Annotated in this window: 16 protein-coding genes; all 16 read left to right on the top strand. The window is 59.2% G+C overall.

Annotation, left to right across the window (positions count from 1 at the left end; all coding sequences use genetic code 11):
- The first annotated feature begins 49 nt into the window (after positions 1–49).
- Positions 50–415, top strand: coding sequence for a flagellar protein FlaG (locus PSH88_RS22140; RefSeq protein ID WP_305422660.1), 366 nt, complete (start codon positions 50–52; stop codon positions 413–415).
- A gap of 83 nt (positions 416–498) precedes the next feature.
- Positions 499–1,899: a flagellar filament capping protein FliD gene (fliD, locus tag PSH88_RS22135; protein ID WP_305422659.1), complete on the top strand. Its 1,401-nt coding sequence runs from the start codon at positions 499–501 to the stop codon at positions 1,897–1,899.
- A gap of 127 nt (positions 1,900–2,026) precedes the next feature.
- Complete coding sequence (gene fliS, locus PSH88_RS22130) at positions 2,027–2,422, top strand: flagellar export chaperone FliS (protein WP_305422657.1); 396 nt, start codon at positions 2,027–2,029, stop codon at positions 2,420–2,422.
- A 10-nt stretch (positions 2,423–2,432) separates the two neighbouring features.
- On the top strand, positions 2,433–2,729 hold the full coding sequence (gene fliT / locus PSH88_RS22125) for a flagellar protein FliT (RefSeq protein WP_305422656.1): 297 nt from the start codon (positions 2,433–2,435) through the stop codon (positions 2,727–2,729).
- Between the two features lie 168 nt (positions 2,730–2,897).
- A complete protein-coding gene (locus PSH88_RS22120; protein WP_305422655.1) occupies positions 2,898–4,373 on the top strand; it encodes a sigma-54 dependent transcriptional regulator in 1,476 nt (491 codons plus the stop codon).
- A gap of 128 nt (positions 4,374–4,501) precedes the next feature.
- Positions 4,502–5,707 carry a sensor histidine kinase gene (locus PSH88_RS22115; RefSeq protein WP_305422653.1) on the top strand — a complete coding sequence of 402 codons (1,206 nt, stop codon included), beginning with the start codon at positions 4,502–4,504 and terminating at the stop codon, positions 5,705–5,707.
- Between the two features lie 5 nt (positions 5,708–5,712).
- The gene (gene fleR / locus PSH88_RS22110; protein WP_305422652.1) at positions 5,713–7,098 is read left to right on the top strand and encodes a sigma-54-dependent response regulator transcription factor FleR; all 1,386 of its coding nucleotides are present in this window, start codon (positions 5,713–5,715) and stop codon (positions 7,096–7,098) included.
- Positions 7,099–7,278: 180 nt separating this feature from the next.
- The gene (gene fliE / locus PSH88_RS22105; protein ID WP_305422651.1) at positions 7,279–7,608 is read left to right on the top strand and encodes a flagellar hook-basal body complex protein FliE; all 330 of its coding nucleotides are present in this window, start codon (positions 7,279–7,281) and stop codon (positions 7,606–7,608) included.
- A gap of 15 nt (positions 7,609–7,623) precedes the next feature.
- The gene (fliF, locus tag PSH88_RS22100) at positions 7,624–9,411 is read left to right on the top strand and encodes a flagellar basal-body MS-ring/collar protein FliF (RefSeq protein WP_305422650.1); all 1,788 of its coding nucleotides are present in this window, start codon (positions 7,624–7,626) and stop codon (positions 9,409–9,411) included.
- Positions 9,404–10,423 (top strand): flagellar motor switch protein FliG, encoded by a 1,020-nt coding sequence (gene fliG, locus PSH88_RS22095; protein ID WP_003184041.1) that lies wholly within the window; start codon positions 9,404–9,406, stop codon positions 10,421–10,423. The genes fliF and fliG overlap by 8 nt, the downstream gene beginning before the upstream one ends.
- Before the next feature lie 7 nt (positions 10,424–10,430).
- Positions 10,431–11,240, top strand: a complete 810-nt coding sequence (fliH, locus tag PSH88_RS22090) for a flagellar assembly protein FliH (protein WP_305422648.1) — start codon at positions 10,431–10,433, stop codon at positions 11,238–11,240.
- Positions 11,230–12,588, top strand: a complete 1,359-nt coding sequence (gene fliI, locus PSH88_RS22085; protein ID WP_305422646.1) for a flagellar protein export ATPase FliI — start codon at positions 11,230–11,232, stop codon at positions 12,586–12,588. Before fliH ends, fliI begins: the two co-directional genes overlap by 11 nt.
- Before the next feature lie 6 nt (positions 12,589–12,594).
- Positions 12,595–13,044 (top strand): flagellar export protein FliJ, encoded by a 450-nt coding sequence (gene fliJ / locus PSH88_RS22080; RefSeq protein WP_305422644.1) that lies wholly within the window; start codon positions 12,595–12,597, stop codon positions 13,042–13,044.
- A 117-nt stretch (positions 13,045–13,161) separates the two neighbouring features.
- The gene (locus PSH88_RS22075) at positions 13,162–13,467 is read left to right on the top strand and encodes an STAS domain-containing protein (protein ID WP_305422642.1); all 306 of its coding nucleotides are present in this window, start codon (positions 13,162–13,164) and stop codon (positions 13,465–13,467) included.
- A gap of 5 nt (positions 13,468–13,472) precedes the next feature.
- Entirely contained in the window at positions 13,473–15,176 is a 1,704-nt protein-coding gene (locus PSH88_RS22070; protein WP_305422640.1) for an ATP-binding SpoIIE family protein phosphatase, read from the top strand.
- Between the two features lie 31 nt (positions 15,177–15,207).
- The gene (locus tag PSH88_RS22065; RefSeq protein WP_305422639.1) at positions 15,208–15,555 is read left to right on the top strand and encodes an Hpt domain-containing protein; all 348 of its coding nucleotides are present in this window, start codon (positions 15,208–15,210) and stop codon (positions 15,553–15,555) included.
- The last annotated feature ends 55 nt before the right edge of the window (positions 15,556–15,610 follow it).

The raw sequence follows: 15,610 nt of genomic DNA, 5'->3' as shown, positions 1-15,610 counted from the left end.
GAGTGCGCTGGTCGTGCTCTCTCGCTTTTTACTTTAAGGGGTGATGGACATGGATATGAGCGTGAAGCTGAACTTGTCTTATCCGGCTGCGAAGCCAGCGACGATTGTTGCTGATACACCAGCGGAAAAGCCTCGAGCCGATGCTGCTGCCGTGGCGCCGGTCAAGGATGAAAAGAAAGACGCTGGAACCGAACAGGACCAACTGAAAATGGCCGTCCAGGAAATTGAAAAGTTTGTTCAGTCGGTCAAGCGCAATCTGGAGTTCTCGATCGACGAGGCTTCAGGAAAAGTAGTGGTCAAAGTGATTGCCAGTGACTCCGGTGAAGTGGTTCGTCAGATCCCCAACGAAGAAGTCCTGAAGCTGGCCAACAGTTTGAATGATGCGAGCAGTCTGTTGTTCAGCGCTAAAGTCTGACAACTGGCATGAAACTTGTTGCTATGTTCTTTTGGGCGTTGTAGTGGTCAAAAGGCCGGCGACACACTGAAAGGGAGAAGCAGATGGCAAGTGTAATTCTACCAGGCGTTGGTCTGGGTTCCGGTATCGATACGGCAGCGATAGTCAAGGCGCTGGTGGCTGCTGATAAAGAACCGAAGCAGAACCAGATCACCAAGCAGGTGACCGCCAACACGGCTTCGATTTCCGCAATCGGGCAGTTGAAGTCCGCGTTGCAGGCCTATCAGACTGCAATGAATAACCTCAACAGCACGACCACGCCAGCCTTTCTGGGTTTTGCTGCGACCTCGTCCGAGACCAAATTCGTCACCGCGACGTCGGACAACACCGCCGTTACCGGTAACTACCAGGTCGTTGTAGATAAGCTGGCCACCAGTTCCAAAGTCGCCACGGCTACTTTTGCCGGGGGGGCAAGCAGTGCTATTCCGACTGGTACGCTGACCATCAGTCAAAATGGCACTGATTACACCGTTGATGTGCCTGCCAACTCCACGTTGCAGACCGTTCGGGATGCAATAAACACCAAGCTGCAAGCGAGCGGTATCACTGCCAACATTGTCAACGATGGCAGTGGATCGCGTATGGTTATCGGCTCGACCACCACCGGCGCGGGCTCGGATATCGTTGTCAGCGGGATCGCCGAGCTGACGGTCGATGGTACTCAGCCAATGACGGCCGGCAGTGGTGGCTATGTTTCTGCGCTGGCTGTCGACGCGGCCTTCACGGTCGATGGCATGAGCATGACCAGCAAGTCCAACAAAGTTGACAGCGCTGTCAGCGGTTTGAGCTTCACCCTGGTTGCGCCTGGTACATCGACCGTCACTGTGGCGACCAACACCAGCGGGCTGAAGACGTCGTTACAGACGTTCGTCGACGCCTACAACACTCTGGTCAAGACCGTTAACACGCTGACCAAGACCACCAAGGATTCTGATGGCAACCTGACGGTGACCGCTCCGTTGACCGGTGATGCTTCTGCGCGTGCGTTGCTGTCGGCCATACGCAATGAGTTGGTAACTGTACCGGCGGGCTCCACCAGTCAGCTTTCGGTGCTGTCGCAATTGGGTATCAACACCGTGCAGGCCGACGGTACGCTGGAGTTCAGCTCTACCAAGTTCACCGCGGCGATGGACGATAAAAAGCTGGGCGGTGAAATCCAGTCGCTGTTTTCCGGTGATACTGGTTTGCTGGCGCGTATGAAGGCAGCGGTTGATCCTTACGTTACAACCGATGGTCTGCTGGACAAACGCACGAAAAGTCTCAATAGCGTAACGACCTCTCTGTCCAACCAGCAAGCTGCTCTGGACTCGCGGATCGCTTCGTTGACCGAGGCTCTGACCAAAAAGTACAACGCGATGGACACCCTGGTAGGCCAGCTCAAAGCGACAGCGGCCAATATCACGTCGATGTTTGAGGCGATGAACGCCCAAAAAAATAATTCATAATATTCAGAGTGACAAAAGCCCGGCAGCTTTCTCAAGCGTGTCGGGCTTTTTTTCTTTGGCCTAAAGTTTTTTGACGCGACGTCGATACCCTGAATATACAAACTTTTGAGTTGTGACGAGGTACAGCATGAACCCGATGTTAGCCCTTCGGCAGTATCAGAAGATCGGTGCTCAGGCCCAGACTTCCGAAGCTAGTCCCCATCGTCTGGTGCAGATGTTGATGGAAGGCGGTCTGGATCGCATCGCCCAGGCAAAAGGCGCGATGGAGCGCAAGGAAATCGCCAACAAGGGCCTGGCAATCGGTAAGGCCATTGGCATTATCGGCGGCTTGCGTGAGGGTCTGGATCGTGAGAATTCGGCCGAAACGATCGGTAAGCTGGACAATCTGTATGTCTATATGATTAAGCGCCTGACGGACGCCAACATCCGCAACGACGCTACGATTCTCGATGAAGTCGCCGACCTGCTTCGCACGGTCAAGGACGGTTGGGATGCTATCGCCGAGCCGGGTCCGCAGTTTTAAGGAGATCACCATGAGTCTTGTCTTGCGGCGAATCGAACAAACCCGCGATGCCCTCGTCGGGGCATTGGCCGAGCGCAACTGGGAAGCCATTGGTGAATTGGACCTGGCTTGCCGTTCCTGCATGGAAGACGTCTTGAGTGAAGCTTCGGTGGACGAGGCCGCGTTGCGCGACAACCTTGAGGAGTTGCTGGGGGTGTATAAACAGCTTCTGGAGGCGGCGACGGGGGAGCGCCAGGCGATAGTCGACGAGATGTCGCAGATCCACCAAGCGCAGAGCGCGGCAAAGGTTTACCATCTGTTTGGTTAACCCCCAGTTAATCCAAACATAGTGCGCCATAAATTTGACTGTGCACGGTTTTTTGACTTAACTAGTGGCTGGTTCCAGATTTCAGGCGTCTACAGGCATAACGTGTCTGCAAGCGTCTAGCTTGCCCCTCATTTTGGGCATTGAGTTGACTAGGGAAGTTGCTATTGCATGTGGCGTGAAACCAAAATTCTGCTGATTGATGACGATAGCGTCCGCCGCCGCGATTTGGCGGTGATTTTAAATTTTCTCGGCGAAGAAAATTTACCCTGTGGCAGCCATGACTGGCAGCAGGCGGTCGGCTCTTTGTCATCAAGTCGTGAAGTAATCTGTGTCCTCATCGGGACGGTAAATGCTCCTGGTGCACTTTTGGGCCTGTTAAAGACACTCTCAACCTGGGATGAGTTCCTTCCAGTTTTGTTAATGGGCGATAATTCTTCCATTGACTTGCCGGAAGACCAGCGTCGCCGAGTGCTTTCGACCCTCGAAATGCCACCCAGCTACAGTAAATTGCTCGATTCGCTGCACCGTGCCCAGGTCTATCGCGAGATGTACGACCAGGCCCGTGAGCGCGGTCGTCACCGTGAACCCAATCTTTTCCGCAGCCTCGTCGGCACCAGCCGGGCGATTCAACACGTCCGTCAGATGATGCAGCAAGTCGCCGACACCGACGCCAGCGTGTTGATCCTCGGTGAATCCGGAACCGGCAAGGAAGTGGTCGCGCGCAATCTGCACTACCACTCCAAGCGTCGTGACGCGCCGTTCGTTCCGGTCAACTGCGGGGCGATTCCGGCCGAGCTGCTGGAAAGCGAATTGTTCGGCCACGAGAAGGGTGCTTTCACCGGGGCGATCACCAGCCGTGCCGGGCGTTTCGAGCTGGCCAACGGCGGTACGCTGTTCCTCGACGAAATCGGCGACATGCCACTGCCGATGCAGGTCAAGCTGCTGCGCGTCTTGCAGGAGCGCACCTTCGAACGCGTGGGCAGCAACAAGACCCAAAGCGTCGATGTGCGGATCATTGCGGCGACCCACAAGAATCTCGAAAGCATGATCGAGATCGGCACTTTCCGCGAAGACCTCTACTATCGCTTGAACGTGTTCCCGATCGAGATGGCGCCATTGCGCGAACGCGTCGAAGATATCCCGCTGCTGATGAACGAGTTGATCTCGCGCATGGAGCACGAGAAGCGCGGTTCGATCCGTTTCAATTCGGCGGCGATCATGTCGCTGTGTCGTCATGGCTGGCCGGGCAACGTTCGCGAGCTCGCCAACCTGGTGGAGCGCATGGCGATCATGCACCCGTACGGGGTGATCGGCGTGGTCGAGTTGCCGAAGAAATTCCGCTACGTCGATGACGAAGACGAGCAGATGGTTGACAGCTTGCGCAGCGATCTTGAAGAGCGGGTGGCCATCAACGGTCATACCCCGGACTTCACCGCCAATGCCCTGTTGCCGCCGGAAGGCCTGGACCTGAAGGACTACCTCGGCGGTCTGGAGCAAGGGCTGATTCAGCAGGCGCTGGATGACGCCAATGGCATCGTGGCGCGGGCGGCAGAACGGCTGCGGATTCGTCGCACCACGCTGGTGGAGAAGATGCGCAAGTACGGCATGAGTCGTCGTGACGGTGATGAACAGGCGGATGATTGACGCCTGTTTTTCAACTCCTTCATTTATAGGCGGTTTTTTTTAGGCACGGGTATTGCTACATCCCTCGCAACGTTCCGTTTAACTGACGGTCAACCACGCGAGAGAGCACGATGCCCCCAGCCGCCCAGATGTCTCCTGTCCCAGATGCTTCGGGGCAACCGTCGTCCGTAGAGCAGGCAAGCCGGCTTGGCCTTGAGCAGGCGTTTGCGCTGTTCAACCAGATGTCGAGCCAATTGACTGATTCCTACAGCATGCTCGAAGCCCGGGTCACCGAGCTCAAGGGCGAGCTGGCGGTGGTCAGTGCTCAACGCATGCAGGAGTTGGCGGAAAAAGAACGCCTGGCCAACCGTCTGCAAAATCTCCTCGATCTGTTGCCTGGCGGCGTCATCGTCATCGACGCCCAAGGCATCGTCCGTGAAGCCAATCCCGCCGCATGTGAGCTGCTCGGCTTGCCCCTCGAAGGCGAGCTGTGGCGGCAGGTCATTGCGCGATGCTTTGCGCCGCGCGAAGACGACGGTCACGAAATCTCTCTCAAGGACGGTCGGCGCCTGTCGATCGCCACGCGCTCGCTGGATGCCGAACCTGGTCAGTTGGTGTTGCTCAACGACCTGACTGAAACCCGTCACCTGCAAGATCAACTGGCTCGTCATGAGCGCCTGTCGTCTCTCGGTCGCATGGTTGCGTCGTTGGCTCATCAGATTCGCACGCCGTTGTCCGCTGCATTGCTCTATGCCAGTCATTTGGCTGAGCAGGAGTTGCCAGTCGCCACGCAACAGCGTTTTGCCGGGCGCCTGAAAGAGCGTTTGCATGAGCTGGAACACCAGGTTCGCGACATGCTGGTGTTCGCTCGCGGCGAGCTGCCGCTGACTGACCGCGTTACTCCCAAGATGCTGATGCAGTCGCTGCAAGCGGCAGCGCTGACCCACGTTCAGGATCTGCCGATTCGCTGGCAGTGCGACAGTCATGTCGGTGAGTTGCTGTGCAATCGCGACACGCTGGTCGGGGCGATCCTCAATTTGATCGAGAACGCCATTCAGGCAAGTGCCGGCGATGTCCGTTTGAAGGTTCACCTGTATACCCGCGGCAATAATTTGCGCTTGTGTGTCAGCGACAGCGGCAGTGGCATCGACACGAAGGTACTGGCGCGACTGGGCGAGCCGTTTTTCACCACTAAAACCACCGGCACCGGCCTGGGCCTGACCGTGGTCAAGGCAGTCGCCCGTGCTCATCAGGGAGAATTGCAGTTGCGTTCGCGGCCGGGGCGCGGCACTTGCGCGCAGGTGATCTTGCCGCTTTTTTCTGGTGAACAGCCTAGCGCTCAGGGAGTGAAGTGAAGGACATGGCCATCAAGGTTTTACTGGTCGAGGATGACCGCGCGCTACGGGAAGCATTGGCCGATACGCTATTGCTTGCCGGGCACGATTACACGGCGGTCGGTTCAGCGGAAGAGGCGCTGGAGGCTGTCGGTGCCGAGGTGTTTAACCTGGTGCTCAGTGACGTCAACATGCCGGGCATGGATGGTCATCAACTGCTGGGATTGCTGCGGACTCGTCAGCCCCAGCTGCCGGTGCTGCTGATGACCGCTCACGGTGCGGTCGAGCGCGCGGTCGACGCCATGCGTCAGGGTGCGGCGGATTATCTGGTCAAGCCGTTCGAGCCCAAAGCCTTGCTCGATCTGGTGGCGCGTCACGCACTGGGCAATCTCGGCGCGACCGAGAGCGAGGGGCCTGTGGCGTTCGAGCCGGCGAGTGCGCAATTGCTGGAATTGGCAGCACGGGTGGCGCGCAGTGACTCCACGGTGCTGATCTCCGGTGAGTCCGGGACCGGCAAGGAAGTGCTGGCACGTTACATCCATCAGCACTCCCATCGCGCCAGTCAGCCATTCATTGCGATCAACTGCGCAGCAATCCCGGACAACATGCTCGAGGCTACCTTGTTCGGTCACGAAAAGGGATCATTCACCGGCGCCATTGCGGCGCAGGCCGGCAAGTTCGAGCAGGCCGATGGCGGGACGATCCTGCTCGATGAAATCTCCGAAATGCCCCTCGGCCTTCAAGCCAAATTACTGCGGGTATTGCAGGAGCGTGAAGTCGAGCGAGTCGGCGCACGCAAGGCGATCACGCTGGACATCCGGGTGGTCGCCACCACCAACCGTGACCTGGCCGCTGAAGTGGCGGCGGGGCGTTTTCGTGAAGACCTTTACTATCGCCTGTCGGTGTTCCCGCTGGCCTGGCGTCCGCTGCGCGAGCGCACCGCCGACATCCTGCCGCTGGCTGAGCGACTGCTGGCCAAACACGTCAATAAAATGAAGCATGCCGCTGCGAAGCTCTCGCCTGAGGCGCAGGCGTGCCTGATCGGTTATCCGTGGCCGGGTAACGTGCGTGAACTGGATAACGCGATCCAGCGTGCCTTGATTCTGCAGCAGGGCGGATTGATCCAGCCGCAGGATTTTTGCCTGGCCGGGCCTGTGGCGTGTGCGCCGTTACCGACATTGGCGCTGACGCCCACACGTTCTGTGGAAGTCGAAGCCGAATCGGCGGGCGCCCTCGGCGATGACCTGCGGCGCCGTGAATTCCAGATGATCATCGACACTTTGCGCTCTGAGCGCGGCCGTCGCAAAGAAGCCGCCGAGCGGCTGGGTATCAGCCCGCGCACCTTGCGCTACAAGCTGGCGCAGATGCGCGACGCCGGAATGGATGTGGAAGCGTACTTGTTCGCCACCTGAAAGTTGACGCAAGCAACACCGATCCAAATGTGGGTTCGTGGTTGAGCGAAGCCCGGAATTGGCTTTTGTTCAGAGTGGCCACAGAGCTGGCACCCTTGTTGCTAACACCTCACTACCCGCCGAGTGAGTGTCAAAAAATTGCGGGTAGCCAAAGACGTAGCTTCGTCAAAGAGAGAAACCATGAGCCAAGGTATTGAATTCAATCGGTTGATGCTGGATATGCGCTCCATGCAAATGGATGCGATGTCTGTGCCGAAATCGACTGCCGCAGTTCCTGAATTGGGTGGCAGCAGCTTTTCCGACATGCTCGGTCAGGCCGTCAATAAAGTGAACGACACCCAGCAGGCGTCCAGTCAGTTGGCCAGTGCTTTCGAGATCGGTAAAAGCGGCGTCGACCTGACGGACGTGATGATTTCCTCACAGAAGGCCAGCGTGTCTTTTCAGGCGTTGACCCAAGTGCGTAACAAGCTGGTTCAGGCATACCAAGACATCATGCAGATGCCGGTTTAAGGACGAGATTGAGTCATGGCAGAAGCAATCGCCGATAATGTTCCGGCCAAGGCCACTCCAATAGACGGCAAACCGCCGCTGTTCGGGTTGTCTTTCCTGGAAAACCTCTCCGAGATGACCATGTTGCGTCAGGTGGGCCTGTTGGTCGGCCTGGCAGCGAGCGTGGCGATTGGTTTTGCCGTGGTGTTGTGGTCCCAGCAGCCGGACTACCGACCTCTGTACGGCAGCCTTGCCGGCCTGGACGCCAAGCAGGTCATGGAAACCCTGGCCGCCGCCGATATCCCCTACACCGTCGAACCGAACTCCGGTGCCTTGCTGGTCAAGGCCGATGACCTGTCCCGTGCACGGCTCAAGCTCGCGGGCGCTGGTGTCACTCCCAGCGATGGCAACATCGGTTTCGAGATCCTCGACAAGGAGCAGGGGCTGGGTACCAGCCAGTTCATGGAAGCGACCCGTTATCGGCGCGGCCTCGAAGGCGAACTGGCCCGAACCATTTCCAGCCTGAACAACGTCAAGGGTGCCCGCGTGCACCTGGCGATTCCGAAAAGCTCGGTGTTCGTGCGTGACGAACGCAAGCCAAGCGCTTCTGTTCTGGTTGAACTCTATTCCGGTCGCTCGCTGGAGCCGGGCCAAGTCGTCGCTATCATCAATCTGGTGGCGACCAGCGTTCCCGAACTGAGCAAGTCGCAGATCACCGTTGTCGACCAGAAGGGCAACCTGCTGTCGGATCAGGCGGAAAACTCCGAACTGACCATGGCCGGCAAGCAGTTCGATTACAGCCGTCGCATGGAAAGCATGCTGACCCAGCGCGTGCACAACATCCTGCAACCGGTGTTGGGCAACGATCGCTATAAAGCTGAAGTCTCGGCGGACGTCGATTTCAGTGCCGTCGAGTCGACTTCCGAGCAGTTCAACCCGGACCAGCCGGCGTTGCGCAGTGAGCAGTCGGTCAATGAACAACGCACCGCCAGCAATGGCCCGCAAGGTGTGCCGGGTGCGCTGAGCAACCAGCCGCCATCGCCTGCCTCGGCGCCGCAAACTACGGGTGGCGCCACGGCGTCGGCCGGCATGGTGCAGCCAGGTCAGCCATTGCTCGATGCCAACGGTCAGCAAATCATGGACCCGGCCACCGGCCAGCCGATGCTGGCACCGTACCCGGCAGACAAGCGTCAACAATCCACCAAGAACTTCGAACTCGACCGTTCCATCAGCCACACCAAGCAACAGCAGGGTCGATTGAATCGCCTGTCGGTGTCGGTGGTGGTGGATGATCAGGTCAAGGTCAACGCGGCCAACGGCGAAACCACCCGTGCGCCGTGGAGTGCCGATGAGTTGGCGCGCTTCACCCGTCTGGTACAGGACGCGGTCGGTTTCGACGCCAGCCGTGGCGACAGCGTCAGTGTGATCAACATGCCGTTCTCCGCCGAGCGCGGCGAAGCGATCGCCGAGATTCCGTTCTACTCCCAGCCGTGGTTTTGGGACATCGTCAAGCAAGTGCTGGGTGTGTTGTTCATCCTGGTGCTGGTATTCGGCGTGCTGCGTCCGGTGCTCAACAACATCACCGGTGGCGGCAAAGACAAGCAACTCGCAGGCCTGGGCAGCGACGTCGAACTCGGTGGCATGGGTGGCCTGGACGGCGAACTGGCCAACGATCGCGTCAGCCTCGGTGGCCCGACCAGCATCCTGCTGCCGAGCCCAAGCGAAGGCTATGACGCACAATTGAACGCAATCAAGAGTCTGGTGGCAGAAGATCCGGGTCGCGTGGCCCAGGTCGTGAAAGAGTGGATTAACGCAGATGAGTGATAACCGAGCCGCTGTCGCCAAACTGTCCCGGGTTGATAAAGCCGCTATCCTGCTGCTGTCCCTGGGGTCTACGGATGCCGCGCAAGTGCTGCGCCACATGGGGCCCAAAGAGGTTCAGCGTGTGGGCGTGGCCATGGCCCAGATGGGTAACGTGCACCGCGAGCAGGTCGAACAGGTCATGAGTGAGTTCGTCGACATCGTCGGCGACCAGACCAGCCTGGGCGTCGGCTCCGATGACTACGTGCGCAAAATGCTCACCCAGGCGTTGGGCGAAGATAAGGCCAACGGCCTGATCGACCGGATCCTGCTGGGCGGCAACACCAGCGGCCTCGACAGCCTGAAGTGGATGGAGCCGCGCGCCGTTGCCGACGTGATCCGTTACGAGCACCCGCAGATCCAGGCAATCGTGGTGGCGTACCTCGACCCGGACCAGGCCGGTGAAGTGCTGGGCAACTTCGACCACAAGGTCCGGTTGGACATCATCCTGCGAGTGTCCTCGTTGAACACCGTGCAGCCGGCGGCCCTGAAAGAACTCAACCAGATTCTCGAGAAGCAGTTCTCCGGCAACTCGAATGCCTCGCGCACCACCCTGGGTGGCATCAAGCGCGCGGCCGACATCATGAACTTCCTCGACAGCTCGATCGAAGGTCAGCTGATGGACTCGATCCGCGAAGTCGACGAAGACCTGTCCGGTCAGATCGAAGACCTCATGTTCGTGTTCAACAACCTGTCCGATGTCGACGACCGCGGCATTCAGGCGTTGCTGCGCGAAGTGTCCTCCGACGTGCTGGTACTGGCGCTCAAGGGTTCGGACGAAGGCGTCAAAGAGAAGATCTTCAAGAACATGTCCAAACGGGCGGCCGAACTGTTGCGCGACGACCTCGAGGCCAAAGGCCCGGTGCGCGTCAGCGACGTGGAAACCGCGCAGAAAGAAATCCTCACCATTGCCCGCCGTATGGCCGAAGCCGGAGAAATCGTTCTCGGCGGGAAGGGCGGCGAAGAGATGATCTAAGGTCACTATGTCGTCCAAACATGATGAGTCCAATACCGACCTGATCCGTGCCAAGGACGTCGGTGGTTTCGACATCTGGTCGCTGCCCAGTTTCGACCCGTTTGTGCCGGAACCCGAGCCGGAGCCAGAGCCCGAACCGCCGGAAATGGAAGAAGTGCCGCTGGAAGAAGTCCAGCCACTGACGCTCGAAGAGCTCGAAAGCATTCGCCAGGAAGCCTACAACGAAGGCTTCGCCGTTGGCGAGAAAGAAGGTTTCCACAGCACCACGCTCAAGGTCCGTCAGGAAGCCGAAGTGGCCCTGACGGCCAAGATCGCTGGCCTGGAACAGCTGATGGCCAACCTGTTCGAGCCGATTGCCGAGCAGGACACCCAGATCGAAAAGTCGCTGGTCGACCTCGTGCAGCACATCACCAAACAAGTGATTCAGCGCGAACTGGCCATCGACTCGACGCAGATCGAACACGTCATGCGTGAAGCGCTCAAGCTCTTGCCGCTGGGCGTGGGCAACGTGCGGCTGTACGTCAACCCGCAGGATTTCGAACAGGTCAAAGCCCTGCGCGAGCGCCATGAGGAAACCTGGCGCATCGTCGAGGACGAGTCCTTGTTGCCGGGCGGTTGCCGGGTCGAGACCGAGCACAGTCGCATCGACGCCACCATCGAAACCCGTATTACCCAAGTCATGGCCAAGCTGTTCGATCAATTGCACGATCAGGCGCTACACCCGGCCGCGCCGGACCTGAGCCTGGAGCTGCCGATCGACGAAAAGCCTGCGGTCGCTCCGGTCGGGCCGGCGTTGGATGATCCCGATGCGCCTTGATCGCACCAGCTTCGCCAAGCGCCTCGGTAGCTATGCTGAGGCCACTGCGCTTGCCGGCGCGCCAATCCTCGAAGGCCGCCTGTTGCGCATGGTCGGCCTGACCCTCGAAGCCGAAGGCTTACGCGCCGCCATGGGCAGCCGTTGCATGGTCATCAATGACGACAGCTATCACCCGGTGCAGGTCGAAGCCGAGGTCATGGGCTTCTCTGGCAGCAAGGTTTTTCTGATGCCGGTCGGCAGCGTCGCCGGCATCGCCCCTGGTGCCCGCGTGGTTCCCTTGGCCGATACCGGTCGTCTGCCCATGGGGATGAGCATGCTCGGGCGGGTGCTCGATGGCGCCGGCCGTGCGCTGGATGGCAAGGGCGGGATGAAGGCTGAAGACTGGGTGCCGATGGACGGCCCGACCATCAACCCGCTCAAGCGCGAGCCGATCAGCGAGCCGCTGGACGTGGGCATTCGCTGCATCAACGGTTTGTTGACAGTCGGTCGCGGTCAGCGACTCGGGCTGTTCGCCGGTACCGGCGTGGGCAAGAGTGTGCTGCTGGGCATGATGACCCGCTTTACCGAGGCCGACATTATCGTCGTCGGACTGATCGGTGAGCGGGGTCGGGAAGTTAAAGAATTCATCGAGCACATCCTCGGTGAAGAAGGGCTCAAGCGTTCGGTGGTGGTGGCGTCGCCGGCGGATGATGCGCCGCTGATGCGTCTGCGCGCGGCCATGTACTGCACGCGAATCGCCGAGTACTTCCGCGACAAGGGCAAGAATGTCCTGTTGCTGATGGATTCCCTGACCCGTTTCGCCCAGGCCCAGCGGGAAATCGCCCTGGCCATCGGCGAGCCGCCAGCGACCAAGGGCTATCCGCCGTCGGTGTTCGCCAAGTTGCCGAAACTGGTGGAGCGGGCCGGTAACGCCGAAAAGGGTGGCGGTTCGATCACTGCGTTTTACACCGTATTGTCCGAAGGCGACGATCAGCAAGACCCGATCGCCGACTCGGCGCGGGGCGTGCTCGACGGGCACATCGTGCTATCCCGGCGTCTGGCCGAGGAAGGGCATTACCCCGCCATCGATATCGAAGCGTCCATCAGTCGGGTGATGCCGTCGGTGGTCGGCATCAAGCACATGAATCACGCGCAGATGTTCAAGCAATACTGGTCGCGCTATCAGCAGAGCCGCGACCTGATCAGCGTCGGCGCCTATGTGCCTGGCGGTGACCGGGAAACCGACACCGCGATCAATCTGCAACCGGCCATGACGATGTACCTGCGCCAGGGTTTGAACGACAACATCGGCATGGGCGCCAGCGAAAACCATCTCGCCTCGATCTTCGCCCCGGCGCCGGGCGGTTAACCGGCCATGGCCCAGAGCCGCGCGGCACGCCTTGCACCCGTGGTGGAAATGGCCGAGAAGGCCGAAAAAACCGCGGTCATGCGCCTGGGGCATTTCCAGGGCCAGGTCCGTCTGGCGGAAAGCAAACTTGCCGACCTGGAAAATTTCCGTCTGGAATACCAGGAGCAATGGATCGTGCGCGGCAGCAGCGGCGTGTCGGGTCAATGGTTGCTGGGTTATCAGGGCTTTCTCGCGCAACTGGGCACGGCCATTGATCAGCAGCGTCAGAGCCTGAACTGGCACCAAAACAATCTGAACAAGTCCCGGGAAGCCTGGCAGCAGGCATTTGCCCGGGTCGAAGGCTTGCGCAAACTGGTTCAGCGCTACAGGGATGAGGCGCGGCAACTGGAAGACAAGCGCGAGCAAAAGCTGCTGGATGAACTGTCCCAGCGGTTGCCGCGTCAGGATCCGTATTGAATCAGTTAGCCCGCGAAGGCGATTTCACAAGCCGTACAATTCTTCAGCCTTGCTCCAGCCCCCATCAGATGCTAAACCTTCTACACGTACGTTCGCCAATGACAAGGAAGCCGTGAAATGTCAGTCGTTACAGAAGTATCTCAGGATGGGAAAAAGCTGACGATTTCGATCGAGGGGCGATTCGATTTCGGTCGGCATCAGGAGTTTCGCGAGTCCTACGAGCGACTCAACAAAAAACCCGAGTCCATTGTGGTGGACCTGAAGAAAGCCACTTACCTCGATAGCTCGGCGCTGGGCATGCTGCTTCTGCTGCGTGATCACGCCGGTGGCGACAGTTCCGATATTCGCGTCGTCAACAGCAGTTCCGACGTGAAGAAAATCCTCGCTATCTCCAATTTCGACAAGCTGTTCGACATCAGTTGACTGTCATGCAGCCGCTCGAGCCGCTGACGATCCTGATCGCCGAAGACAGCGCGGCCGATCGCATGCTGCTGTCGACTATCGTCCGGCGCCAGGGTCATGAAGTGCTGACGGCCGCCAACGGCGCCGAGGCGGTCGAAGCCTTTCGCTCACAACGACCGCACCTGGTGCTGATGGACGCCATGATGCCGGTGATGGACGGTTTCGAGGCTGCGCAGCAGATCAAGGCGCTGGCCGGCGAAACTCTGGTGCCGATCATCTTTTTGACGTCGCTGACCGAAAGTGAAGCGCTGGCCCGTTGTCTGGAAGCCGGGGGCGACGATTTTCTGGCAAAGCCATACAACCAAGTGATCCTTGCCGCCAAGGTCAAGGCAATGGACCGCTTGCGACGTTTGCAAGCCACGGTGCTGGAGCAGCGCGACCTGATCGCCAGGCACCACGATTACCTGCTCAACGAACAACGGGTGGCCAAAGCCGTGTTCGACAAAGTCGCCCACTCGGGTTGTCTGAACGCCCCGAACATCCGTTACCTGCAATCGCCCTATGCGCTGTTCAACGGCGATCTGTTGCTGGCCGCGTTCACCCCGGCCGGCGACATGCACGTGTTGCTCGGTGATTTCACCGGTCATGGTTTGCCGGCAGCTGTCGGCGCCATGCCCTTGGCTGAAGTCTTTTACGGCATGACCGCCAAGGGTTATGGCCTGTCCGAAACCCTGCGCGAGATGAACGCCAAGCTCAAACGTATCCTGCCGGTGGACATGTTCTGCTGTGCGACTCTTCTGTGCCTGAGCTTTCAGCGAGGCTCGGTGGAGGTCTGGAACGGCGGGATGCCGGACGGTTACTTGCACAGCACCGCCAGCGGCGAACGTATCGCTCTGACGGCACGGCACTTGCCGCTGGGCGTGCTGAGCCCGCAAACCTTCGATGACCGCACCGAGGTATTCCCGATGGCCGTCGGGGATCGGGTCTTTCTGTTGTCCGACGGGGTGATCGATACCTGCGATGCCAATGAACAATTGTTTGGCGTAGAGCGATTGGAGCAGGTGTTTGCAGCCAATCGCCAGCCTGATGCGCTGTTCGAAGAAATCGAACAGGCCCTGCGGGATTTTCGCGGTGAGGCCCGCGATGACGTGAGCATGGTCGAGGTCAGGTTGCTGGAGGCTGCGCAGCTGAGTCCGCCCGCGCCGGTGTACTCCGACAGCGGTCAATCCAGCCCGCTGGACTGGTCGGTGAGTTTCGAGTTCCGCGCCGCCACCCTCAAACGCTTCAATCCGCTGCCGTACTTGTTGCAATTGCTGCTTGAGGTGCATGGCCTGCGGGCTCAGAGTGGCGCACTCTACAGTGTGCTGGCAGAGCTTTATTCCAATGCCCTGGAGCATGGCGTGCTGGGCCTGGATTCGAGTCTGAAACGGGATGCTTCGGGTTTTGCGCGCTATTATCAGCAGCGCAATACACGCCTTGACGAATTGCGGGACGGTTATGTGCGGGTACATTTGCAGGTGACACCAACAGGTGAGGGCGGTTGCCTGACAGTTCGGGTCGAAGACAGCGGCAAGGGTTTCGATGTGGCGCGGGTGATGGAGCGTCCTGTCGATGATGTCCGTCTGTCGGGACGTGGCGTCAGTTTGATCCGTCAGTTGAGCGATCGTGCGAGCTGGTCCGATAATGGTCGAAGTGCTCGCGTGGAGTTTTTCTGGGAGGCTCTGGCATAATCCCAGGCGTTCTTGATCAAGGAGTGAACAAGTGGCTGACACACATCTGGACCGTGACGTGCTGAGCGCGTTGCAGGAAGTTATGGAAGACGGGTATCCAGAATTGCTCGATACCTTCCTCAGCGATTCCGAAGAGCGCTTGAGCTTGCTGCGCCAGGTTGACGATGCCGATCGGTTAGGCGCCACGGCGCACAGTTTCAAGGGCAGCAGCAGCAACATGGGCGCCACCCGGCTGGCCGAGCTGTGCCATGAGCTGGAGCAGCGAGCCAAAGAAAAAAAACTCGAAGGCATTGAAGCGTTAGTCGGAGAAATTGACGGCGAATTCGCCATTGTCCGACCCCTCTACGAAGCGGAGCGCCAGCGCTCCCTGGCTGAATAAGGCAACCCTCCGGCGCTTTTGGCGACCAGCGAGTAAAGCTGGCTCGACCCTTGCA

Origin of the sequence: Pseudomonas wuhanensis (assembly GCF_030687395.1) — a bacterium.
Classification (GTDB): Bacteria; Pseudomonadota; Gammaproteobacteria; order Pseudomonadales; family Pseudomonadaceae; genus Aquipseudomonas; species Aquipseudomonas wuhanensis.
This window is presented reverse-complemented; position numbering and strand designations above follow the sequence as displayed.

Coding starts and splice junctions, on each gene's coding strand:
- fleR (WP_305422652.1), top strand. CDS start 5,713: ATGGCCATCAAGGTTTTACTGGTCGAGGATGACCGCGCGCTACGGGAA.
- fliF (WP_305422650.1), top strand. CDS start 7,624: ATGGCAGAAGCAATCGCCGATAATGTTCCGGCCAAGGCCACTCCAATA.
- PSH88_RS22075 (WP_305422642.1), top strand. CDS start 13,162: ATGTCAGTCGTTACAGAAGTATCTCAGGATGGGAAAAAGCTGACGATT.
- fliS (WP_305422657.1), top strand. CDS start 2,027: ATGAACCCGATGTTAGCCCTTCGGCAGTATCAGAAGATCGGTGCTCAG.
- fliI (WP_305422646.1), top strand. CDS start 11,230: ATGCGCCTTGATCGCACCAGCTTCGCCAAGCGCCTCGGTAGCTATGCT.
- PSH88_RS22115 (WP_305422653.1), top strand. CDS start 4,502: ATGTCTCCTGTCCCAGATGCTTCGGGGCAACCGTCGTCCGTAGAGCAG.
- fliE (WP_305422651.1), top strand. CDS start 7,279: ATGAGCCAAGGTATTGAATTCAATCGGTTGATGCTGGATATGCGCTCC.
- PSH88_RS22140 (WP_305422660.1), top strand. CDS start 50: ATGGATATGAGCGTGAAGCTGAACTTGTCTTATCCGGCTGCGAAGCCA.
- fliG (WP_003184041.1), top strand. CDS start 9,404: ATGAGTGATAACCGAGCCGCTGTCGCCAAACTGTCCCGGGTTGATAAA.
- fliH (WP_305422648.1), top strand. CDS start 10,431: ATGTCGTCCAAACATGATGAGTCCAATACCGACCTGATCCGTGCCAAG.
- PSH88_RS22070 (WP_305422640.1), top strand. CDS start 13,473: ATGCAGCCGCTCGAGCCGCTGACGATCCTGATCGCCGAAGACAGCGCG.
- fliT (WP_305422656.1), top strand. CDS start 2,433: ATGAGTCTTGTCTTGCGGCGAATCGAACAAACCCGCGATGCCCTCGTC.
- fliD (WP_305422659.1), top strand. CDS start 499: ATGGCAAGTGTAATTCTACCAGGCGTTGGTCTGGGTTCCGGTATCGAT.
- fliJ (WP_305422644.1), top strand. CDS start 12,595: ATGGCCCAGAGCCGCGCGGCACGCCTTGCACCCGTGGTGGAAATGGCC.
- PSH88_RS22120 (WP_305422655.1), top strand. CDS start 2,898: ATGTGGCGTGAAACCAAAATTCTGCTGATTGATGACGATAGCGTCCGC.